Annotated in this window: 26 protein-coding genes; 25 read left to right on the top strand and 1 reads right to left on the bottom strand. The window is 39.3% G+C overall.

Translation table 11 applies throughout. From position 1 onward, the window contains the following. Window positions 1–18: 18 nt before the first annotated feature. From NKR21_RS18230 to NKR21_RS18130, 21 genes are all read left to right on the top strand, one after another. Window positions 19–1,398, top strand: a complete 1,380-nt coding sequence (locus NKR21_RS18230; RefSeq protein WP_012011432.1) for an ATP-dependent helicase ComFA — start codon at window positions 19–21, stop codon at window positions 1,396–1,398. Window positions 1,399–1,464: 66 nt separating this feature from the next. After that, window positions 1,465–1,758: a late competence protein ComFB gene (gene comFB, locus NKR21_RS18225; protein WP_012011431.1), complete on the top strand. Its 294-nt coding sequence runs from the start codon at window positions 1,465–1,467 to the stop codon at window positions 1,756–1,758. Then, a complete protein-coding gene (locus NKR21_RS18220) occupies window positions 1,755–2,441 on the top strand; it encodes an amidophosphoribosyltransferase (protein WP_012011430.1) in 687 nt (228 codons plus the stop codon). Before comFB ends, NKR21_RS18220 begins: the two co-directional genes overlap by 4 nt. Before the next feature lie 56 nt (window positions 2,442–2,497). After that, the gene (locus NKR21_RS18215; RefSeq protein WP_012011429.1) at window positions 2,498–2,917 is read left to right on the top strand and encodes a TIGR03826 family flagellar region protein; all 420 of its coding nucleotides are present in this window, start codon (window positions 2,498–2,500) and stop codon (window positions 2,915–2,917) included. Window positions 2,918–2,996: 79 nt separating this feature from the next. Further along, a complete protein-coding gene (gene flgM / locus NKR21_RS18210; protein ID WP_003213252.1) occupies window positions 2,997–3,260 on the top strand; it encodes a flagellar biosynthesis anti-sigma factor FlgM in 264 nt (87 codons plus the stop codon). A gap of 18 nt (window positions 3,261–3,278) precedes the next feature. Then, entirely contained in the window at window positions 3,279–3,761 is a 483-nt protein-coding gene (locus tag NKR21_RS18205) for a flagellar protein FlgN (RefSeq protein WP_012011428.1), read from the top strand. Between the two features lie 15 nt (window positions 3,762–3,776). Continuing rightward, on the top strand, window positions 3,777–5,297 hold the full coding sequence (flgK, locus tag NKR21_RS18200; RefSeq protein WP_012011427.1) for a flagellar hook-associated protein FlgK: 1,521 nt from the start codon (window positions 3,777–3,779) through the stop codon (window positions 5,295–5,297). A gap of 9 nt (window positions 5,298–5,306) precedes the next feature. Beyond that, window positions 5,307–6,218 (top strand): flagellar hook-associated protein FlgL, encoded by a 912-nt coding sequence (gene flgL / locus NKR21_RS18195; RefSeq protein WP_012011426.1) that lies wholly within the window; start codon window positions 5,307–5,309, stop codon window positions 6,216–6,218. 48 nt (window positions 6,219–6,266) lie between these two features. After that, window positions 6,267–6,845, top strand: coding sequence for a DUF6470 family protein (locus tag NKR21_RS18190; RefSeq protein WP_012011425.1), 579 nt, complete (start codon window positions 6,267–6,269; stop codon window positions 6,843–6,845). A 28-nt stretch (window positions 6,846–6,873) separates the two neighbouring features. Continuing rightward, entirely contained in the window at window positions 6,874–7,308 is a 435-nt protein-coding gene (gene fliW / locus NKR21_RS18185; RefSeq protein ID WP_012011424.1) for a flagellar assembly protein FliW, read from the top strand. Next, the gene (csrA, locus tag NKR21_RS18180; RefSeq protein WP_012011423.1) at window positions 7,302–7,526 is read left to right on the top strand and encodes a carbon storage regulator CsrA; all 225 of its coding nucleotides are present in this window, start codon (window positions 7,302–7,304) and stop codon (window positions 7,524–7,526) included. Before fliW ends, csrA begins: the two co-directional genes overlap by 7 nt. Before the next feature lie 161 nt (window positions 7,527–7,687). Beyond that, window positions 7,688–8,029 (top strand): flagellar protein FlaG, encoded by a 342-nt coding sequence (flaG, locus tag NKR21_RS18175; RefSeq protein WP_012011422.1) that lies wholly within the window; start codon window positions 7,688–7,690, stop codon window positions 8,027–8,029. A gap of 20 nt (window positions 8,030–8,049) precedes the next feature. Continuing rightward, window positions 8,050–9,564: a flagellar hook-associated protein 2 gene (locus NKR21_RS18170; protein ID WP_012011421.1), complete on the top strand. Its 1,515-nt coding sequence runs from the start codon at window positions 8,050–8,052 to the stop codon at window positions 9,562–9,564. A 17-nt stretch (window positions 9,565–9,581) separates the two neighbouring features. After that, window positions 9,582–9,986: a flagellar export chaperone FliS gene (gene fliS, locus NKR21_RS18165; RefSeq protein ID WP_088004418.1), complete on the top strand. Its 405-nt coding sequence runs from the start codon at window positions 9,582–9,584 to the stop codon at window positions 9,984–9,986. Then, on the top strand, window positions 9,983–10,324 hold the full coding sequence (gene fliT, locus NKR21_RS18160; protein ID WP_003212921.1) for a flagella biosynthesis regulatory protein FliT: 342 nt from the start codon (window positions 9,983–9,985) through the stop codon (window positions 10,322–10,324). The genes fliS and fliT overlap by 4 nt, the downstream gene beginning before the upstream one ends. A 13-nt stretch (window positions 10,325–10,337) precedes the next feature. Further along, window positions 10,338–10,718 carry a DUF8042 domain-containing protein gene (locus tag NKR21_RS18155; RefSeq protein WP_012011419.1) on the top strand — a complete coding sequence of 127 codons (381 nt, stop codon included), beginning with the start codon at window positions 10,338–10,340 and terminating at the stop codon, window positions 10,716–10,718. 32 nt (window positions 10,719–10,750) lie between these two features. Beyond that, the gene (locus tag NKR21_RS18150; RefSeq protein ID WP_144455457.1) at window positions 10,751–12,436 is read left to right on the top strand and encodes a methyl-accepting chemotaxis protein; all 1,686 of its coding nucleotides are present in this window, start codon (window positions 10,751–10,753) and stop codon (window positions 12,434–12,436) included. A gap of 189 nt (window positions 12,437–12,625) precedes the next feature. After that, complete coding sequence (gene hpf, locus NKR21_RS18145) at window positions 12,626–13,189, top strand: ribosome hibernation-promoting factor, HPF/YfiA family (RefSeq protein ID WP_003213481.1); 564 nt, start codon at window positions 12,626–12,628, stop codon at window positions 13,187–13,189. Window positions 13,190–13,375: 186 nt separating this feature from the next. Beyond that, entirely contained in the window at window positions 13,376–15,901 is a 2,526-nt protein-coding gene (secA, locus tag NKR21_RS18140) for a preprotein translocase subunit SecA (protein ID WP_012011417.1), read from the top strand. Window positions 15,902–15,968: 67 nt separating this feature from the next. Next, window positions 15,969–17,070 (top strand): peptide chain release factor 2 gene (prfB, locus tag NKR21_RS18135; protein ID WP_119125447.1). Its coding sequence is split into 2 segments (ribosomal slippage): window positions 15,969–16,040 and window positions 16,042–17,070, totalling 1,101 coding nucleotides; the frame shifts between segments, so codons are not numbered across the junction. Between the two features lie 124 nt (window positions 17,071–17,194). Then, on the top strand, window positions 17,195–18,988 hold the full coding sequence (locus NKR21_RS18130; RefSeq protein WP_119125446.1) for a M3 family oligoendopeptidase: 1,794 nt from the start codon (window positions 17,195–17,197) through the stop codon (window positions 18,986–18,988). Between the two features lie 16 nt (window positions 18,989–19,004). Here the strand turns inward: NKR21_RS18130 and NKR21_RS18125 are convergent, their stop codons facing one another. Next, window positions 19,005–19,739, bottom strand: coding sequence for an alpha/beta fold hydrolase (locus NKR21_RS18125; RefSeq protein WP_144455459.1), 735 nt, complete (start codon window positions 19,737–19,739; stop codon window positions 19,005–19,007). A gap of 189 nt (window positions 19,740–19,928) precedes the next feature. Between NKR21_RS18125 and NKR21_RS18120 the strand changes: the two genes are divergently transcribed. The 4 genes from NKR21_RS18120 (at window position 19,929) to ftsX (ending at window position 23,105) form a co-directional block, all read left to right on the top strand. Beyond that, window positions 19,929–20,777: a YitT family protein gene (locus tag NKR21_RS18120; protein ID WP_003212797.1), complete on the top strand. Its 849-nt coding sequence runs from the start codon at window positions 19,929–19,931 to the stop codon at window positions 20,775–20,777. A gap of 48 nt (window positions 20,778–20,825) precedes the next feature. Then, the gene (gene cccB / locus NKR21_RS18115; protein WP_144455461.1) at window positions 20,826–21,155 is read left to right on the top strand and encodes a cytochrome c551; all 330 of its coding nucleotides are present in this window, start codon (window positions 20,826–20,828) and stop codon (window positions 21,153–21,155) included. 380 nt (window positions 21,156–21,535) lie between these two features. Then, the gene (ftsE, locus tag NKR21_RS18110) at window positions 21,536–22,222 is read left to right on the top strand and encodes a cell division ATP-binding protein FtsE (protein ID WP_012011410.1); all 687 of its coding nucleotides are present in this window, start codon (window positions 21,536–21,538) and stop codon (window positions 22,220–22,222) included. After that, a complete protein-coding gene (ftsX, locus tag NKR21_RS18105; protein WP_012011409.1) occupies window positions 22,215–23,105 on the top strand; it encodes a permease-like cell division protein FtsX in 891 nt (296 codons plus the stop codon). Before ftsE ends, ftsX begins: the two co-directional genes overlap by 8 nt. The last annotated feature ends 32 nt before the right edge of the window (window positions 23,106–23,137 follow it).

Below are 23,137 nucleotides of genomic sequence, written 5' to 3'. Positions count from 1 at the left end.
GAAAGGTGTTTGTTGAAATTGAACATGGACAAAGCAATGAAACTCGGGGAGCAACTGCAGTCACGCCACCTGCTTACCGCTGAAACAAGATGCTTACAGTCTGAGTTAGATTGGCTGGAGGAGAAAGGGTTAGTTATCCGAAGGACTGCTATTGAGAGGAAAGCAAATGGTCTTATTTGTTGCAGATGTGGTGTTTCAAAAAATCAATACTTTGCCCACTCTCCATGTGACAAGTGTCAAAAAGATTGTGTGTACTGTAGATCATGCATCATGATGGGGAAAACATCGGAATGTGAATTTCTATATGAATGGACGGGTCCACCCATAGAAGGAACCGCTCACACGGAATTAACATGGCGGGGAAACCTGTCTAAAGGACAAAAAAGAGCATCAGAAAAATTGATCGAAGCGATAAAACACAAATCTGATTTACTTATCTGGGCAGTTTGCGGGGCAGGGAAAACAGAAGTTCTTTTTCACGGAATAGAATATGCCTTACATCAAGGAATGAGGGTATGCATTGCGACACCTAGAACTGATGTGGTCCTTGAACTAGAGCCTCGGCTTAAAAAAGCATTTCACGGACTGAAAATAGCTGCTCTTTATGGAGGAAGTCTTCAAAGGTTCCAAATAGCACCGCTAGTAATCGCTACAACTCATCAGTTGATGAGATATAAACATGCATTTGATGTGCTCGTTATAGATGAAGTTGATGCCTTTCCTTATTCAATGGATGAACGACTCCACTTTGCTGTTTTAAAGGCAATGAGAAAAAAAGGTGTTAGGGTTTATTTAAGTGCGACGCCATCTAAGAAAATGATAAGAGATGTATCTCGTGGACAACTAGAAGCCATAAAAATTCCTCTTCGCTTTCACCAACAACTTTTACCTGTCCCATCCTTTCAATGGATTGGACACTGGAAGAAGAAATTAAAAAAGAACCAGCTTCCACCTATAGTAATGAATTGGATGCAGAACCATATTGCAAAGAAGAGAAGGGTTTTACTTTTTGTTCCTTCTATTTCTACTATGAAGAAGGTAACGAAGGTTCTTAGAAAACACCACTTAAATGTAGAAGGGGTGTCTGCTGATGATCCAGATAGGAAACAAAAGGTCCAGCAATTCAGAGATGACAAATACGATGTATTAGTTACAACCACAATTCTTGAAAGAGGCGTAACCATTCCAAATGTGCAAGTGGGGGTGCTAGGTGCAGAATCTACTATCTTTACAGAAAGTGCACTTGTTCAGATTTCTGGTAGAGCAGGTAGACATCCCGATTTTTTTAAAGGAGATGTTTTCTTTTTTCATTTTGGTTTAACGAGAAGTATGAAACAAGCAAAGAATCATATTGTAAAAATGAATGATACAGCTGAAAAAGAGTTCTCAGAAAAATAATGTAGGTGCAACTAAATTTCATGGTACATTTATATTCACAATACACAAATGGCAGGAGAGACAAATATGCTACTCAATGCAAAAGAAACACTACTCAAGGAAATCCTCTATCAATATCTAAACCAATTAAACATGATTTGTCACTGTGAAAAGTGTATAGAAGATGTATTAGCGATCTCACTGAATCAAGTGAAGCCTCAGTATATAACAGATATCAATAAAATATCTTACAGTAAATCTGAGATGGTGGACAAACAGAAGAATACAGCCATGCTGGTCATTCTCACAGAAGCCGCTTCAAAGGTCTCCGCATTTCCACGGTGCGAAAACCGTCTGCCGATAAATAAGGATAACAATTGATCTGCCTGATTTGTGAGGGACATGTTGTCACTCCTTTTACATGGAAATCATTACTTCTATTAAATGATGATCGTCTATGTATAGCATGTAAGCATCACTTAGAAAAAATTAAACGTCCGATTTGTCCAGCTTGTGGGAGAGCGCAGTCGAATGATCAATTATGTCAAGACTGTTCCTGGTGGAAAGAACGCCCTGATTCTACTACAGTACTTGTGAAAAATAGGTCTGTCTATGCTTACAACGATTTGATGAAAGATGTCCTTTCCCGCTTTAAATTCCGAGGTGATACAGCTTTAGCTGAGCTTTTTAAACAAGATGCCCAAGCAGTATTTAAGCGCTCCTTTTCAATGAAAGAACCTGTGCTCATCCCAATTCCTTTAAGTAAAGAAAGACAAAAGGAAAGAGGGTTTAATCAGTCCGTCATACTTGCTTCCTTGATTGGTCAGCCGATCCTTCAGCCGCTTATGAAAATACACCAAAGCAAACAGTCCAAGAAAAAGAAAAATGAACGTTTAGATCAAAAAGGAATGTTTCAAATCAAGCAGACAGATGCGATCATTCAAAGGGATATTATCTTGATTGACGACATTTATACAACGGGGGCTACTATTTATGATGCTGCGAGAATTTTAAAAGAAGCGGGTGCCAAAAGTGTTTCCTCTTTTACGTTAATCCGTAGTTAAAATTCAGGATAATTAACCGATAATAAGAAGAGAATATAACGTAAGGGGTTTTGGTTATGAATCAATTGGCAAACTGCCCACAATGTAATCAGCTGTTTTTAAAAACGACCATCCAAACGGTTTGTAACAAATGCTTCGAAGAAGAAGAACGTTCTTTTGATATCGTTTATAAATTTTTGCGAAAGCAAAGTAATAGACAATCAACTATTGCTGAAATAGTAGATGCAACAGAAGTTGATGAAGAATTAATCTTGAAATTTATCCGCTTGAAAAGACTTCAAATTAGCCAATTTCCGAATATCAACTATCCTTGTGAAAGATGTGGCCAACCGATCAGGAAAAACAAGCTGTGCAGCCAATGTGAACAGGACATTCAGTCGCAAATAAGTCAAATGAACCAAGAAGAAGAGCGTAAAAGGGAGATTGAATCTAGGAAAAAAGACACCTATTATGCCATTAATCCTAAAAACGATTGATTCCCTAAACTAAGTTGCAGTTTGGTCGATAAAATGGATAGAATCAAGACAGACTGTAACGGAAAGCGAGAGGAATCCCGTGAAAATTAATCGATATGGAACACAACCAGTAAATCCTTACAAGAAAACATATGAGAAACAAACGTTGCAATCAAATCAAGCAAAATCAACTGATAAAGTCGAAATTTCTAAAAAGGCAATCGAAATGCAAAAGGTGCCGAATATCATGAAAGAACGCCAAGATAAAATAGATCAAATTAAAAAAAGCATTGAAGCCGGAACATATCAAGTAGATACAAAAGGTATTGCTGATAAAATGCTCAATTTTTATAAACAACAATAACAAAAGGGAGTAGCGTGAATGTCAGTTAAAATAATCATTGAAGAGCTGCATCGTCTCTATGGATTGCATGAACAGCTTTTGAAGCTGTCAAAGGATAAAACAGAAATGCTGAAAAGCAATGAGATTGATGCTCTTTCAGAGGTTTTGAATTTAGAACAAAAATATATTCAGGCCATTTCTCAATTAGAAGAAAAACGAATTGAAGCGACAGTTCAATTTTTACAAAATGATGAAACACCAACTATCACCGCGTGTATCGAAAAGGCTGAAGGTTCGGATCAAGAAGAGCTCATTTCGTTATATGACAAATTAAATGACATCATGGTGGAACTGAAAGATGTAAATGAACTGAACAAACAGCTCATTCAGCAATCGCTTCAATTTATTTCACTGACATTCGATCTCGTTAACCCTAATAAAGAAAATATGAATTACGGACAAAATGGTCTTGAGAGTTCAAAGCCTAAACAGCAGAGGGCTTTGTTTGATTCAAAGGCGTAAACAAGGAGGATACCAATGGGTTCTACATTCATGGGTCTAGAAACGGCAAAAAGAGGAATTACAGCCCAGCGCGCAGGGCTTTATGTCACATCAAACAACGTCTCCAATGCAAATACAGATGGCTACTCAAGACAAAGAGTTACCTTTAAAGCAGAGAATCCTTATCCAGTCATTTCAGTTTATGATGGAAAGACGTATGGCCAAATGGGGACAGGAGTTCAAGTTGGAACCGTTGAAAGAATTCGAGACAGCTTTTTAGATCTGCAATTTAGAGATCATAACAATAATTTGTCTTACTACTCAGCAAAATCTGACGCCCTTTCGCAAATGGAGGGAGTTATGAATGATTTGACGGATGAAGGCTTAAACAGAGCCTTTGATAACCTTTGGAAATCATTACAGGTCCTATCCGAAACAAAAAATGCCGACACCGCTTCTGCGCGTACAGTTGTTAAAACAAGTGCACAGGCTTTAGTAGATCAATTCCGTCTACTTAATTCTTCTTTAACAACGATACAAAAGAATTTAAAAACAGAACTCGATTCAACAGCTAAAAATGTGAACACGATTTTATCTCAAATAGATGAAGTGAATAAACAGATTGCAGCAGTTGAGCCAAACGGATATCTTCCAAATGATCTTTATGATACCCGTGATGCGTTAGTAGATCAATTATCTTCATTTGTTGATATTAAAGTGAGCTACAATCCATCTGGCGGGAATGCACTCAAAATTGCTGAAGGAACTGTCAACATCGATATTATTGGTGCAAATGGACAATCTGCTGGAACGATTTTGAATGGAATTACGAACGAAAAATCTGAACTGCAAATCTCCTATGATAATACAACGGGACTTGTTAACTCACTTCAATTCGGAACAACAACCATTGCAGCAGATCAGCTTCAAGTGAATGGTAAAGTAAAAGCACTTGTTGAGGCTTATGGCTACATGTCAAATGGTACTGAAAAAGGTATGTATCCAGAAATGCTTGCAGAGCTGGATGAAGTAGCACAAGTATTTATGGATACATTTAACGATGTGCATAAGCAGGGGTACACGTTAAATGGCACAAGCGGACAAGACTTTTTTGATATTGAGAATAACAATGAATTAAATAAAGGATTAGCTGCTCGTATTAAAGTGAGTGATGTCATTTTAGCATCAACAGATAATATCGCAGCATCTCTCAATCAAACGCAAGGTGACGGTTCGAATGCTACGAAATTAGCAAATATACAAGACCTGAAGTTACCAATCGGTGGCAATACAACAACGATCCAGGATTACTACCAAAATGTCATTGCTGAGATGGGGATTCAAGGGAAAAAGAACATGACGCTAGAAAGCAGTTCAGCTGCTCTTGTCAATTCAGCCAATGAACGTAGAATGTCGACGAGTGCTGTTTCCATTGATGAAGAAATGACGAATATGATCCAATTTCAGCATGCATATAATGCAGCTGCGAGAGTTGTGACATTACAAGATGAAATATTGGATAAAGTAATAAACGGCATGGGTGTCGTAGGAAGGTAGGTATAACTGATGCGAGTCACACAAGGTATGATTTCTCAAAACTCACTTCGTAATATTAGTAAAAGTTATGAAAAACTTTCTAAAATAAATGAGCAGGCACAAACAGGGAGACGTTTCACAAAAACGTCTGATGATCCTGTTGCAGCAGTAAAAAGCCTTCAATATAGTACTGCCATGTTTCGAAATGAACAATATCAGAATAACTTAAATGAAGCACAAAACTGGATTGATACATCTGAAACAAGTGTCACTGAAATCATTGATATTATGTCAAATGTTCGAGATAAAGTGCTTGATGCAGCTAATGGTACAAAGCAGCCAGAAGATTTAGCAGCTATCGGAGTGGAAATTGGTCAGATGAAGAAACAAATCATTGATGCGATGAACACTCAGATGTTAGGTAAGTTCGTATTTAATGGAACAAATACAAATGTTAAACCAGTTGTCGAAAACGCAGATGGTACGTTTACGTTTAACTTTGAAAACTATACAGATGCAAATTCCGTTAAGTCGAACATTTCAGATGGTATCACTTTAAATGTGAACTCAAATCCAATTTCAGCGTTTGGTGGACAGTCTGCCAGCGGCCAAAATGTCATTGAAATGCTGACGGATTTAGAAAACTCATTGAAAAATGGAACGTTCGCAAATTCTGATGATGCGTTAGGAAGCATCGATCAGTTTAAAGAAGTGATGAGTGCTGAGCGCTCGGACTTAGGAGCGCGTTCAAATCGTGTTGACTTAGTAGGCAGCCGTTTGACTTCACAATTCCAAGTGCTCAAAGATGCTAAGTCTAATAATGAAGATGTTGAAAGTGAAAAAGCAATTCTTGATCTTCTTCAACAAGAAACTGTGAATAGAGCAGCTTTAGCAACGACGGCTAAAGTCATTCAGCCATCCCTTGTCGATTTCTTAAGATAATAAAAAGCATCCGTTGGGTGCTTTTTTGCATCATGGAGGTGTACCTAAATGCAAATCCCTAGATTGTTAATGCAACAAACCTATGCAAAGCTGCAAATGTCGACAACTCCATCTCGTCAAGAAGTAGAGCAGCCTAGAGCGGACCTTGAAATTCAGCAGCCCAAAGCTGTTATGAATATCAAAAGGACACCGTCAAAATTAACTATAGACCAAACCGAGGCATTTGCCGATATGGATATCAAGTCAATTTTTAGGCGTTCAGAAGAATGGGCAGCCGAGGGGAAACGTGCTGTTGGAGAGGGAATGGGCCGAAGGGCGGAAGAAGGTAGTGAACTCATCAAGATCGAGAATGGTGGGAATGCAATTGCCGAGTTTGCTAAAATCAATGGCGCTCCTCCAGCCAAACAATTCACCATTGGTGTGATCCCTTCATTCTTTAGTGTGAAAATTCACTATCAGCCATCTGAGCTTCAAATTGATGTGGAGCCTCAAAAAGCTATCATAGAGGCAACGCCTCATAAACCAATCGTTAACTACCAGCCAGGTAAGGTCAATATTGATATGTTACAATACCCAGATTTAAAAATAGAAGTTGACGAAACGGGCCAAAATGGTGATAAGGTATAGTTAAGAAAAATGAAAAAGGTCGTGAATTATGATCATTCAAACAAAATACCATGGTGAAGTGAAAATCAAAGAGGAGCAAATGATCAACTTCTCTAATGGAATACCAGGATTTCTGGATCAAAAACAGTTTGTCATTTTACCTTTATCAGAAGAGTCACCATTTTTAGTTCTTCAATCATTGAAAAACGCAGAGTTAGGCTTTATTGTCAGCAGTCCGTTCTTATTCTTCAACCAATATGAATTCGATCTAGACGAGACGGTCGTAGAGATTTTGGAAGTAGAAGATGCGAATGATGTGGAAGTCATGGTGATCTTAACAATGGAATCATCTATTGAAAAAACGACAGCCAATTTAAGAGCGCCTATTATCGTGAACCGGAAAAACATGAAAGCCAAACAGGTGATTTTGCATGATTCAGCTTATCATACAAAACATTTGTTAGAGGTGGCATCCTCATGTTAGTTCTCTCGCGTAAATTAAACCAGTCGATTCAAATTGGCGATGATATTGAAGTCAAGATTATTTCAATCGAAGGCGATCAAGTGAAAATAGGGATTGAAGCTCCTAAGCACATTGATATTCACAGGAAAGAAGTGTACCTGTCTATTCAAGAAGAAAACAATCGTGCTGCGAGTTTATCCGTAGATCTCCTCTCTCAATTATCCTCACAAAAAAAGTGAGGATTTTTTTATCTGATTCAGCTGTCCTTCTCCGTGTGAAAGCGTTTTGATATGGGTGTTTAAGATCTATATGAAACTTTAACAAATCTGTCCATCTATATTTAATTTGAAAATTCCAAGCCGATATAAAAGATAGATTAAAGCACAGGAGCTGAATAACTATGTCTGTTGGTAAGTTGACGTCGCTAGAGCCAATTATCGATGCATTTCAAACCCGTGTTTCTAATAACCAGAATGACAATGTAAACCCTGACTCACAAGCAAATGGCAAGGTCGTTTCAAAAGAAGAAATTGAAAAAACGCTTCATGGAGCAAACAAACTGATTGAACCCACTCAATTTCATCTGCAATTTGAATTACATGAAAAACTCAATGAATATTATGTCAAAGTCGTAGATAACCAAACAGAAGAAGTCATTAGAGAGATTCCTTCCAAGGAATGGCTTGATTTCTATGCGGCAATGACAGAGATAGTCGGTTTATTTGTAGATAAAAGGATGTAAATGAAGGGAGAACATAAACAATGGTTAACCGAATTACTGGATTTTCAAATGTCTTTGACATTGACGAAATCGTATCAAAACTCATGAAAACAGAACAAGCACCACTTGATAAAATGACACGCCAAAAACAAACACTTGAATGGCAAAGAGACAGCTATCGTGAGGTTACCTCAAAAGTCAAAGAATTAGATGATTTAATTTACAAATTAGAATTAGGTCGTCCAAGCACATATGGCGCCAAAAAAGTGACAAGCTCAAATGAATCTGCAGTCACAGCAACTGGATCAACAAATGCTGCCTCCGGTTCAATCAATGTTACCCAACTAGCGACAGCTTCTGTCTTCAAATCGTCTGGTACTTCTGGTTTTACACCTGCAAATGGCACTTTTACATTCGAGGTGACAACACCAGATTCGACGAAACCGAAAACGGTGACAATCAATACTGCTGATACCGATACCATTGATGACATCGTGAAAAAGCTGAACAACTCACAATTAGGTGTGACAGCTTACAAAGGACAAATCTTTGACGGATCTAACTATGTCGATACGGTCGCTCTCACTTCACGGACAACAGGTGAAGGTGTCAGCATTAAAGCAACTGATGGTAATTCAGCTTCATTCTTTACTCAATTAGGCTTCCAAGTGGATGGAGATAACAAATTAGTTGCGACCACTCAAGGGCAAAAAGCACAATACGAGATTAATGGTCTGAAAATGGAAAATAACAATAATACATTTGAGCAAGCTGGTATTACGTACGAACTTAAAGGGACAACCGATAAGCCTGTCAGTTTAAACGTTTCAACAGATGTCGATACAATCTTTGATAAAATTAAACAATTTGTTGATAAATACAATGAGCTTGTTGAGCAGGTCAATGGCAAAGTTAATGAAAAAAGAAATAGAGACTATCATCCTTTAACAGCAGAAGAGAAAAAAGCAATGTCTGACAAAGAAGTGGAGCTATGGGAAACGACAGCGAAGTCTGGCTTACTGAGAAGTGATTCCATTTTACGAGGTGGTGCCTCTAAAATAAGAAGTGATTTTTATGCTGAGATTACAACAAGTGATGCAAATAAAATTCATATCACACAAATCGGAATTACCACTTCAAATAAATATAAAGATGGCGGTAAGCTTGAAATTGATGAAGAAAAATTAAGAAAAGCCATTGAAGCAGACCCGCAGAATGTCAGTCAAATGTTTATCTCGGGTAAATTAAATGTCGATTCAAAAGATAAAGACAAAGCGCAGCAGCAATATAATGAACAAGGAATTATTTATCGTGTTCAAAATTCCTTAACAGCCTTTACGAAAAGTATTCAAAAAAAGGCTGGAAGCACGACAATGCAATTAAAGGAATACGTACTTGGTAAGGACCTTGATTCTTTAACAAAAAGAATGGATACATTTCAAGATCGTTTGAAAATGGTGGAAACCCGCTACTACAAAAAGTTTAGCGCCATGGATAGCGCGATTCAAAAGCTAAACAACCAATCTGGCTATCTTTCTCAACTGCTTGGACAATAATTGGAGGTTTATAACATATGGCAATTCAGAACCCTTATGCCGCCTATCAGAAAAATTCTATTGAGACTGCAACACCTGCTGAGTTGACGCTTATGCTTTATGAAGGCTGCTTAAAGTTCATAAGACTCGCGAAGTATGCCATTCAAAAAGAGGATGCAGAAACGAGAAATGTGAACCTGAAAAAGGCTCAAAACATCATTCAAGAATTAAATGTCACCTTAAATCGTTCTTATGACGTATCAAAGAGTATGGCAAGTATGTATGATTACATTTATCGCAGACTGATTGAAGCTAATCTTCAAAATGACGAAGAGATGTTGAATGAAGTAGAGCAATACGTAACGGATTTCCGTGATGCGTGGAAGGAAGTTATTCAAAACGATCGAAAAGGGCGCCACCACTCTATCGGGGGATCTCTATGAGTATTGTGGACCAGCTGCATGACCAAACATTAAAAATGGCAGCCGAAATAACGGCAAATCCGCAAAGTGATACCTTGGTTGAAGACTTTGATGCCTTTTTAATTGAGAGAGACGAATTAATGAGAGATATTCAGCATGAGCTGACCGATCAAGAAAAAGAAAAAATCAAAGAAATTATCCAAACGGATCAACAGATGGCGAAGCAATTAACGGTGATCCAAAATGGGATCAAAGCAGATATTCAAGCCATTCAAAAAAAGAAAACGAAACAGCTGAATTATCAAAATCCATACCAGCCTATGACGAGTGACGGCGTATATTACGATAAACGGAAATAATTAGGTGAGACCTGTGGCGTATCGTTCAGATGACTATATTTTATTAACCACATATTATGAACTTCTATTTACGATAGAAGAGAGTCTAAAATATTTAGATGAAATTGAGAAGGATTTTGCTAAAACTGAAGGGGATCGGATCTTTAATGATCTGATCCATGCCTTCTTTCATTTAGACACAACACATCCCCTTCTGCTTTCAATTATAGAAAATGAGCACTTTGCCAAAACGATTCGTTCATTTGATCAAATTTTTTTAAGTTTTGATATACTAGCTTTCTATACATTCCCTTCAATACACTTCCAATCATTCCTTAAATCATATTTTATACCTGAATATAGAAAGTGGATGGATGAAATACATGCCTGTATGAGGCCGTATGTCATTCATTAATTTTTGTTCAATTCAGACTGTCGGAGGAAATTATGAGACTAAAAAATCAATTTTTGTTAGGGCTTATTGTCATATGTGTATTGTTTGTCAGTATTTTAGGTTTCTCGAGCTTTATTTATTACCAAACAGATCAATCCTATAAGACGCTTCTTAGCAAAGAAGTAAAGCTTTATCAAACCTCATTAGAATTAGAGGCACTTTTGCAAAAACAGGAAGCACAAATTAAAACTTATGTTGTCATGAGAGACAGGGAAATATCGCAAAAAATTGAAGAAACCTATGTTGATATCAATAAAACAACAGGGGATGCTTTAAAACTTAGTACAGTCAAAAAGGCAAAACAATTATTAACAAAAATATCTCAAAAGAATGAACTCTACTATGAATCCACAAAAAGGTTATTTATCTCATTAAATACTAATAATCAAAAAGAATTCAACACACGCCTCAATCAAGAATTACAACCTATCGAACAAGAAATACATACCTTTACAAAAGAATTTGCTCAAACGCAGTTGAAGCAACGGGACCAAAAAATCAAACAGCTCAACCAAGACAGTAATCAATTACTATTCACTCTCATTCTAGTTAGTGGAGTCATTATTGTTGGCTTTTTGTTGATTGGGACAAGATTCGTTTATCGTATGACAAAGCCAATTGTGTCTGTCACAAATGCTGCGAGAAGGATGGCAGATGGTGACCTTACACTTGAAGAGATTGAAGTGACCTCTAAAAATGAGATTGGTCAACTTGGTACCGCTTTTAATCAAATGACAAAGCATTTGCGTCAGCTCATTTTACAGGTACAACATGGATCAAGACAATTAGCTGATTCTGCTGCCCAGTTTGAGGAAACGATTCATCAAACCATATCAGCTAGCGAGCAGACATCTAGTTCGATTGAACAGGTCAGCGAAGCTTCACGTGAACAATCAGACGCGGTCGGAAAAGTAGCTTCTGCGATTCAAGAAGTCTCTACTGGTATGCAAAATGCAGCTGAACACACATCCGATGTTTCGGGTCACTCAATTTCAGTGACTGAAAAGGCTGAAGAGGGTGCAGCACTTATTCAACAATTCGTAAAGCAAATGAGCTCTATCAAAGCGTCTGTGAACGAGCACCATTCTACAATGGCTCATGTACAAGCCCAATTTACTGGCATTGAAGATTTGTTAGGTCATATTCATGCTATTGCTGATCAAACGAATTTGCTTGCTTTAAATGCTGCTATTGAAGCGGCAAGAGCGGGAGAACATGGGAGAGGGTTTGCGGTAGTAGCAGATGAAGTGAGAAAACTGGCGGAAGAATCTAGTCAGCTAACAGATCAAATTAGTCAATTGCTCGCGAACGTGAACAAAGATACTGAAAAATCATCACATTCGATGACAAAGGTTGAGCAGGATGTAGCAGAAGGTGTGAAAGTATCGCAATTGTCAGAACAGAGTTTTCATGAAATCCTAGAATCTATTCGTGATATTTCGATGAAAGCAGAGGAACTTTCAGCCACTGCAGAGGAGATTTCAGCTAGTACAGAGGAAATATCTCAGACGGTTGGGGTCATTGAAGAAGGAGCCAAACGCAATTCAGAAGAGACGGAGTACATGTCTGCGGCTGTTGAAGAGTCATTGGCAGCAAATGAAGAAATGAAAGCAGCAGCGGAAGACCTAAAAACTTTATCTCAATCGCTGAAAACATCAATATCAACTTTCACCATTTAAATGTGCGCTGGTCTTTTTCAAGATTGAGGTGAATATATATTCATCACCTATCAAGCAACAGTTGAAGCACCGCAAAATTCGACAAATTTCAAGAAATATTCACATTTTTTTTACGTTTGAGCAGGAGAAAAGGAGGGAAAAGTAGAAATAGGTTTACATATCCTTAATTTTAAAGGAGGCGTTCTTTACATGAATTACAATGTCAGAGGAGAAAACATCGACGTAACACCTGCACTAAGAGATCATGTCGAGAAAAAAATTGGAAAGCTGGAGCGTTATTTTGAGACAGACGTAGATGCTTCAGTCAACGTGAACTTGAAGTTTTACAATGATCAAGAATCTAAAGTTGAGGTTACCATTCCAATGACTGATCTAGCACTTCGAGCTGAGGTGCATAATGAAGATATGTACAATGCAGTAGACCTAGCAGCCAGTAAATTAGAACGTCAAATTCGAAAGCACAAAACAAAAGTAAACCGTAAATTCCGCGAGCAAGGTGCCAAAAAGCACTTATTTGCTGGAGGAAATGGGACGGCTGATGTAGCTGTTCAGGATGACGAAGAAATTGATGAAACAGAAATCGTCAGACAAAAACGTTTCAATTTAAAACCGATGGATAGCGAAGAGGCCATTCTTCAAATGAACATGTTAGGTCATAGTTTCTTCGTCTTCACTAATGCTGAGACAAATTTGACCAATGTGGTCTATCGCCGAAATGATGGGAAATATGGACTCATTGAGCCAAACGCTTAATCTGATCTAAAAATAACCTAAAAAAAGTAAACCCGTTCCCTCCATGAGGGGCGGGTTTTTTGTTCGAAATCATTGCAAATTCTTTGGAAATGAAGGAAGGTATGGTATGATAAATGCAGGTAAATATGGACCTGTCAATCTTTTGGACATGCCGAAAAATTGCATGAAATAGAGGAGCGTTATTATATGCTTGGAATCTTAAACAAAGTGTTTGATCCTACGAAACGTACGATCAGCAAATATGAAAAAAAAGCAAATGAAATTGAAGCTCTCGCTCAAGATTTCGAGAAATTATCTGACGAGGCTTTACGAAATAAAACGATCGAATTTAAAGAAAAACTTGAAAAAGGACAATCCGTGGATGACCTGTTGGTTGAAGCATTTGCAACGGTTCGCGAGGCATCACGCCGCGTGACAGGAATGTTCCCATTTAAGGTGCAGCTCATGGGGGGGATCGCGCTTCATGAAGGCAACATCTCTGAGATGAAAACAGGTGAAGGTAAAACGTTGACTTCAACAATGCCTGTTTATTTAAATGCTCTATCTGGAAAAGGCGTCCACATTGTGACAGTCAACGAATATTTGGCAAGCCGTGATGCAGAGGAAATGGGCAAGATTTTTGAATTTCTTGGCTTAACGGTAGGCTTAAACTTAAACAGCTTAGACAAAGATGAAAAAAGAGAAGCGTATGCCGCTGATATTACGTATTCAACAAACAATGAACTTGGCTTTGACTATTTACGAGATAACATGGTGCTTTACAAAGAGCAAATGGTCCAAAGACCGCTTCATTATGCCGTAATCGATGAGGTTGACTCCATCTTAATTGATGAAGCGAGAACACCGCTTATCATTTCTGGACAAGCTGCGAAATCTACAAAGCTTTATGTACAAGCGAATGCGTTTGTTCGTACATTAAAAATAGAAGATGATTTCACATATGATATTAAAACAAAAAGTGTACAGCTGACAGAAAGCGGAATGACGAAGGCGGAAAAAGCTTTCGGCATCGAGAACTTATTTGATGTCAAACATGTCGCACTGAACCATCACATCGCTCAGGCGCTAAAGGCACATGTTGCGATGCAAAAAGATGTGGATTATGTCGTTGAAGAAGGTCAAGTGGTTATTGTTGACTCGTTCACAGGACGTCTCATGAAAGGACGCCGTTATAGTGAAGGTCTGCATCAAGCCATTGAGGCAAAAGAAGGTCTCGAAGTGCAGAACGAAAGTATGACCCTTGCAACGATCACATTCCAGAACTACTTCCGTATGTATGAAAAGCTTTCTGGTATGACCGGTACAGCGAAAACGGAAGAAGAAGAATTCCGTAACATTTACAACATGCAGGTTGTGACAATCCCGACCAACCAACCAGTCGTTCGTGATGACAGACCTGATTTAATTTACCGCACAATGGAAGGTAAATTTAAAGCAGTGGCTGAAGATGTTGCGCAGCGCTATATGACAGGGCAACCAGTTCTTGTCGGAACAGTAGCGGTTGAGACGTCTGAGCTTATTTCTAAGCTGCTTAAAAATAAAGGGATTCCTCATCAAGTGTTAAATGCGAAAAACCATGAGCGTGAGGCACAAATTATTGAAGAGGCTGGTCAAAAGGGTGCCGTCACCATTGCGACCAACATGGCAGGACGTGGTACGGACATCAAGCTTGGCGAAGGCGTCAAAGAACTTGGCGGTCTAGCTGTCATTGGGACAGAGCGTCATGAATCACGTCGTATTGATAACCAGCTTCGTGGACGTTCTGGTCGTCAAGGAGACCCAGGGATTACCCAATTCTATCTCTCCATGGAAGATGAATTAATGCGCCGATTTGGTGCAGAGCGCACGATGGCAATGCTTGACCGCTTTGGTATGGATGACACTACGCCTATCCAAAGTAAAATGGTGTCTAAAGCCGTTGAATCATCTCAAAAACGTGTTGAGGGCAACAACTTTGATTCACGTAAACAGCTTCTGCAATATGACGATGTGCTTCGTCAGCAGCGTGAAGTGATTTACAAGCAGCGCTTTGAAGTTATTGATTCTGATAACTTAAAATCGATTGTGATCAATATGATTCAGTCTTCAATTGAGCGCGCTGTTGGTTCTTATACGCCGAAAGAAGAGCTTCCAGAAGAATGGAAACTAGATGGGCTTGTTGAATTAATCAACACGAACTATTTAGATGAAGGAGCCATTTCGGTTAAGGATATTTACGGTAAAGAAGCAGATGAAATCACCTCCTTCATTATGGATCGTATTAAAGAAAAATACGATGCAAAAGAAGAAACATATGGCGATGAACAAATGCGAGAATTTGAAAAAGTCATCGTTCTTCGTGCGGTGGATTCAAAGTGGATGGATCATATCGATGCAATGGATCAACTGCGTCAAGGGATTCATTTACGTGCGTATGCACAAACAAATCCGCTTCGTGAGTATCAAATGGAAGGATTTGCGATGTTTGAGCATATGGTCGCTTCAATCGAAGATGATGTAGCCAAATATGTCTTGAAATCAGAAATCCAAAACAACTTAGAGCGTGAAGAAGTCGTTCAAGGGCAAACAACAGCTCATCAGCCTCAAGAGGGTGATGAGGAGAAGACAGTGAAAAAGAAGCCGGTACGTAAAGTTGTAGACATTGGTCGAAACTCACCATGTCACTGCGGAAGCGGCAAGAAATATAAAAATTGTCATGGGAAGACAGAATAAGTAATGGAAAGAGGTGAAAACCTCTTTCTATTCATGTCAGCCCCCATACATCTATGAGGTGAAGGATATGGAATTAGTAGAAATTAGACAAGAGCTTGAAAATATGGCTAGCAGGCTAGCTGATTTTAGGGGGTCTCTTTGACCTCGAAACAAAAGAAGCCAAAATTGCAGAACTCGAAGCGACAATGTCAGAGGCTGATTTTTGGAATGATCAGCAAAAGGCTCAAGGCGTCATCAATGAAGCCAATGCACTAAAGGATAATGTGAATGCATACCATGAGCTCAGTGAATCTCATGAAGAGCTGCAAATGACACATGACCTATTAAAGGAAGATTATGACGAAGAGCTTCATGTAGAGCTTGAGAAAGAGCTTAAGAACTTAACCAAGCAATTTAACGAGTTTGAGTTGCAGCTTCTCTTAAGTGAACCATATGATAAAAACAATGCCATCCTTGAGCTTCACCCAGGTGCAGGCGGTACTGAATCACAGGACTGGGGTTCTATGCTTTTGAGAATGTATACTCGCTGGGCAGAGCGCAGGGGCTTTAAGGTTGAAACGCTTGATTATCTTCCTGGTGATGAAGCAGGAATTAAGTCTGTCACATTGCTCATCAAAGGGCATAACGCATACGGCTACTTAAAAGCAGAAAAAGGCGTCCATCGTCTGGTTCGTATTTCTCCTTTTGATTCATCTGGTCGTAGACATACTTCTTTCGTTTCCTGTGATGTCATGCCTGAGTTCAATGAAGAAATCGATATTGATATTCGAACAGAAGATATCAAAGTAGATACGTATCGTGCAAGCGGCGCTGGTGGACAGCACGTCAATACGACGGACTCTGCCGTTCGTATCACACATATTCCAACCAATGTCGTGGTGACATGCCAAACGGAAAGATCACAAATCAAAAACAGAGAACGTGCGATGAAAATGCTAAAATCGAAACTTTATCAAAGACGGATCGAAGAACAGCAGGCTGAGTTGGATGAAATTAGAGGAGAGCAGAAAGAAATTGGCTGGGGAAGCCAAATTCGCTCTTATGTATTCCATCCGTATTCTCTTGTAAAAGACCATCGTACCAATACGGAGATGGGAAATGTTCAAGCAGTCATGGATGGAGATTTAGATTCATTTATCGACGCATATTTACGTTCGAAATTATCATAAAAACTCGGCTTCTTGCCGGGTTTTTTTTATTGTGAGAAAATATAATGAATATAAAGGAATACATACGCCATACTGACTCTATATCCTTTGTATGATGAAATTAGCAAATAAAGGGGGAAATATTTTGGGATTAACAACATTACAAGAGACGTGGGATTTAGATGCCTTTTTTAAAGGAGGCAGTTCTTCACCAGCATTCAAAACATACTTGCAACACATTGAGCAGCTATTAGATGAATTACGACAAAAGGTCGATGCCTTTTCCAAAGAAGATACACACATTGAAAATAAGTTAACGTCTGTCCTTGACACGTATGAAACCACATATAAAAAACTGTCTCAAGCAGGTTCATTTGTATCCTGTCTTCAATCGCAAAATACAAAGGATATGAAGGCTGGTAGTCTTCGAGGTACGATTGCTAAGTTGGAAGCTGATTTAGGTACCATACTTGCGCTGTTTGATCAGGCGCTTGCTGCTATTTCTCCAAGCAAATGGGAAGATCTCATGAATTCAGAGGCCTTTTCAGATGTTCGCTACATATTAAATGAACGGAGAGACCGCGTGAAGGATCAATTGCCTGTTGAACAAGAAACATTGATTCAAAAGCTAGCTGTTGATGGCTATCATGCGTGGGATGATTTTTATTCTAGCTTGGTAAATAAAATTACGATTCCGTTTGAACAACATGGTGAAACGCAGATGATCTCTGTTGGCCAAGCGGAAAATGCAATGGATGATTCAGACCGTGAAGTCAGAAAGGCTGTTTACCATAACCTAGAGCATGCATGGACGCAGGATGAACATCTATTTGCAAGCACGCTCAATCATTTGGCAGGTTTTCGTTTGCAAGTATATGAAGCAAGAGGCTGGGATCATATTTTAAAAGAGCCGCTTGATATTTGCCGGATGAAACAAGAGACCCTTGATGCCATGTGGTCTGTGATAGATGAACATAAGCAACCATTTATTGATTACTTACATCGAAAGGCTGATATGCTAGGAGTGGATAAGCTAAGCTGGTTTGATGTTGGGGCTCCTATTGGTAGTGAGACCAAGATTTATCCGTATCAGGAAGCAGCGGCTTTTATTGTGAAACATTTCGCTGGGTTTGGAGCGGAGCTTGCTGCCTTTACAGAAAAGGCCTTTAATGAACGCTGGGTAGAAGCTGAGGATCGCCCGAACAAACGAGTAGGCGGTTTTTGTACAAATTTCCCTGACAGCGGAGAGTCGCGTATTTTTATGACCTTCTCAGGAAGTCCATCCAATGTGGCGACACTCGCGCATGAGCTTGGTCATTCTTTCCATCAGGAAGTGATGCAGGATGTTCGCATTCTGAATCGCAAATATGCGATGAATGTCGCTGAAACGGCGTCGACATTCGCAGAAATGATTGTGGCTGATGCTTCATTAAAAGAAGCGGCAAATGAAGAGGAACGTCTCAGTTTGTTAGAGGATAAGCTGCAGCGGAGTGTCGCATTTTTCATGAACATTCAATCTCGTTTCTTATTTGAACAGCGCTTTTATGAAGAGCGAAAACAAGGAGAAGTGCCGGCGGACCGTTTGAATGAGCTGATGGTAGCAGCGCAGAAAGAAGCCTTTGGCGACTCATTAGATGAATACCATCCTCATTTCTGGGCGTCTAAACTGCATTTCCATATCACGGGTGTTCCGTTTTATAATTTCCCATACACATTTGGCTACATGTTCTCACTAGGGATTTATGCAAAAGCCTTGGAGGCTGGTACTTCGTTTGAAGAAAAATACATTGCATTATTAAAGGATACAGCTTCAATGACAGTAGAAGATTTGGCCTTTAAGCACTTAGGTGTCGATCTTACCCAAAAAGATTTTTGGGAGGAAGCCATTAGCCTGGCTGTAGCAGATGCTGAAGAGTTTTTAGAAGCGACGAAAAAGTAAAAATGAAAAGCTCCCATTACGGGAGCTTTTTTGCTGGTGGTAGCCATTCAAGCATCGTCTGAATGATCTCCTTTTGCTGTGTAAGGGCTGGAATATTCGCTGGCTGATCACCTTTTTGTTTACCGTACATGCCAAACTGAGCATGGTTCCCGCCTTTTATTTCATGATAAATGGTTTGAGATGGCAAATTTGTTTTCGATTTCTTGATTTTCTCATGCGTCGCAAGTCCATCCTTTTCACCTGATATAGACAGGACGTTTAAGGACGATGATTTCAGATTATCTGATGCTGGATAAGACGCAAGGAAAAAAAGACCGTCGAGCTTGCTCAGGTTTTTTTCTGCAAACATAGCGGCAGCTGCCCCGCCAAGTGAATGTCCGCCAATATACCAGTGTTTGATCGTGTGATGATCTTTCATGATATCTTGTGCTTTATTTGTATGAAAAATCGCAAACGAAAAAGGCATGTCAGGGATAAAGACTGAATAGCCTTTTTTCATCAATTCATTCCCAATATAGGCGTACGAAAGTGGTTCTACCTTGGCTCCTGGATAGAGAATGATGCCCGTATCGCTTTTTGTTGATGCAAATGTATATACATCGTTTTTATGTTCTACTTGCTCGATGTTCACTTGCTTTTTTAATGCGGCAGATGGTCCGTATGTAAAGCGGCTCCATGTATAGAAAGCACCAAAAGCCAAAATGATCAGTGCAAGTAATGTAATGCCTATGATCTTCAGTATTTTCTTCATCGCATGTCCCTTCTTTCTCATGTACATATTAAATATACCATCATTTACTCATGTGCCAAACGGCAAGTACGCTGATCCGTTTGTGTGATAAAGTATTAATCCATTAGCACTGCATTTGGCTGTTATTTACATTCGTAATAGGAGGGCTTAAAATAGGTGTGCATTCAGAAGTAACGGAGGAAGAAAGACATGAAGCAGGGACATTCACAATTATGGATTGAAGCGAAAAATTACTTGTTCATTTTAATCGGATCAGCCATTGTGGCGATTGGATTTAACACGTTATTATTACCGAATCAGATTGCCGCAGGTGGTGTGAGCGGTATTAGTACGATTATGCAGTCATTCGGCTTTGAGGCGGCATATGTGCAGTGGGGACTCAATATTCCACTGTTTATCGCAGGTTTTTATTTATTAGGTGGTACATTTGGCGTGAAAACGCTCGTTGGCTCTATTTTCTTACCTTTGATGGTATTTGTTACAAGGCATATTGCACCTGTAACCCATGAAGCGCTCTTAGCAGCCATATTCGGTGGAGTAGTGATTGGGATAGGAATAGGGCTCGTATTCCTTGGAAACGGATCAACAGGTGGAACGGCGCTCGCTGCTAAAATCATCAATAAATATACTGGCCTCACGCTTGGCACTTGTTTAGCGATGATGGATGGCTTAATTGTTCTCGCTGCGATGACTGTTTTTGGGATTGAAGAGGGGCTGTACGCTGTCATTGGTGTGTTTATTTCAAGTAAAACGATTGATGTCGTACAGGCCGGCTTCAGTCATTCGAAAATGGCAATGATCATTACAGGGCATGAGGATGAAGTCAGACAGGCAGTATTTGATCAAATTGACCGTGGTGTCACAAAGATTTCAGCCGTCGGAGGATATACTGACCATGACCGTCCAATTCTTATGTGTGTCGTTGGGCAGTCACAATTCACAAAGTTGAAACAAGTGGTGAAAGCAATCGATGCATCAGCATTTGTCATCGTAATGGATGCAAAAGAGGTACTTGGTGAGGGTTTTAAAAGGGCGTAAACAAGGATATAATAGCGATGACCAAATGATTGTAAGGGAGGGAATAAGATGAAAAAAAGCGGATTAACGATGCTGTTTGCAGCGATGCTGCTTGTGCTGGCGGCTTGTGGAGGAAATTCAAGCAGCAGTGACAAAGAAGGCAGCAAGAGCACCTCAAACGTGAGCAGTGGTGAGGAAATTTATCAGCAAAACTGTATTGGCTGTCATGGGAAAGACCTATCTGGCGGAGGCGGACCAAGCCTGAAAGAAGTAGGGAAAAAATACAATGAAAGCCAAATTGCAGATATTGCACTCAATGGTAAAGGCTCTATGCCAAGCGGAATGGTAGATGAGAAGCAAGCGAAAGAAGTAGCTAAATGGCTTGCAGAGAAAAAATAAAACCTTTGTCTAATCGACAAGGTTTTTTTATTTTTATATGTAGAAAAAGACTTTTGAATAGTATGAAAACGCATTATATTAAATTTTATTTAAAAAATAAGGGTAAAAAGACATGTTTTTCGGTTTTGAATGTCCTTTTTACCTTTTAACTATAAGTTTTGAAATATAAATGTAATACCATTGCGTCGAATCATGACGTATAATTGGAGTTGTTGAAATTTAGACGATTCAATTTTTTCATCTTTTTGGATGAAAAGGACATAAATTGCTTGTACGTATCGAAGGGTATGTGCGTGACCATACATAACGTGTTTTGACGATGACTGTCAAAACATCATGATAAGCTGTTAGTCAGCAATAAGAAAAGATTAGGTGATTACATGATTGAAATGAAGGAAGTCTACAAGATCTATCCTAACGGTGTAAAGGCGATCAATGGAATCAATGTCTCTATTCACCCAGGAGAGTTTGTGTACGTTGTTGGTCCCAGTGGTGCTGGTAAATCCACATTCATCAAAATGATGTATCGTGAAGAGAAGCCAAGCAAAGGGAAAATCTTAATTAATAACAAAGATTTAGGCTCAATTAAGGAAAAAGAAATACCTTACTTAAGAAGAGAAATTGGCGTAGTGTTCCAAGATTTCAAACTACTTCCAACTCTCACAGTGTTTGAGAACGTGGCATTTGCTCTTGAAGTCATTGGGGAACAGCCTCAAATCATTAAGAAAAAGGTGCTGGATGTACTTGATTTGGTACAACTCAAGCACAAAGCACGACAATTTCCTGACCAGCTCTCTGGCGGTGAGCAGCAGCGTGTATCGATCGCTCGCTCGATCGTGAATAGTCCTGAGGTAGTCATTGCGGACGAGCCGACAGGAAACCTTGATCCAGACACATCTTGGGAAATCATGAAGACACTCGAAGAGATTAATAACCGAGGAACAACAGTCGTCATGGCAACACATAACAAAGAGATTGTAAACAGCATGAAGAAACGCGTCATCGCAATCGAAGATGGAATGATTGTGCGTGACGAAGCAAGAGGGGAGTACGGCATTTATGATTAAAACTCTCTCGCGGCATTTACGTGAGAGCTTCCGTTCACTTGGAAGAAACACGTGGATGACATTTGCATCAATTAGTGCGGTCACTGTCACATTGATTTTAGTTGGGGTTTTTCTTGTCATTATGCTCAACTTGAATAACATGGCATCGAACGCTGAGAAAGAAGTAGAAGTAAAAGTTCTGATCGATTTAACCGCGAATCAAAAGCAGCAGGATGAATTAAAAGCAGAAATTGAGAAGATTCCTGAAATCAGTGATGTGAAATACTCATCCAAGGATGATGAGCTCAAAGCACTGATTAAAAGCTTTGGTGAAAATGGACAATCCATGGGACTTGTTGATCAAGAAAACCCATTAAACGATGCGTTTATTGTGAAAACATCAGATCCACACGATACACCAAAAGTTGCTAAAAAATTAGAAAACCTAAAAGGTACGTATAAAGTAACCTACGGTAAAGAAGAAGTCAGCCGACTCTTTAATGTGGTCGGAGTGGCGCGAAATGTAGGGATTGCGCTCATCATTGGGCTTTTATTTACAGCCATGTTCTTGATCTCAAATACGATCAAAATTACGATTTTTGCTAGACGTAAAGAAATCGAGATTATGAAGCTTGTAGGTGCAACGAACTGGTTTATCCGCTGGCCGTTCTTTATTGAAGGATTACTGCTTGGTGTATTTGGTTCCATTATACCGATTGCACTTCTGCTTGGCACATATCAATATGCAGTGGGCTGGGTGGCACCGAGAGTACAAGGCTCATTTATTTCCATGCTTCCATATAACCCGTTTGTTTATCAAGTGTCACTGGTCCTTCTTTTGATCGGTGCAATCATTGGTGTATGGGGAAGTTTGACGTCCATCCGTAAATTCTTAAAAGTATAAATTTTATTTTTGGTGGCAGCACTCGAGAATTA

The sequence above is a fragment of the Bacillus sp. 1735sda2 genome (assembly GCF_024159245.1).
GTDB classification, from domain to species: Bacteria; Bacillota; Bacilli; order Bacillales; family Bacillaceae; genus Bacillus; species Bacillus pumilus_O.
This window is presented reverse-complemented; position numbering and strand designations above follow the sequence as displayed.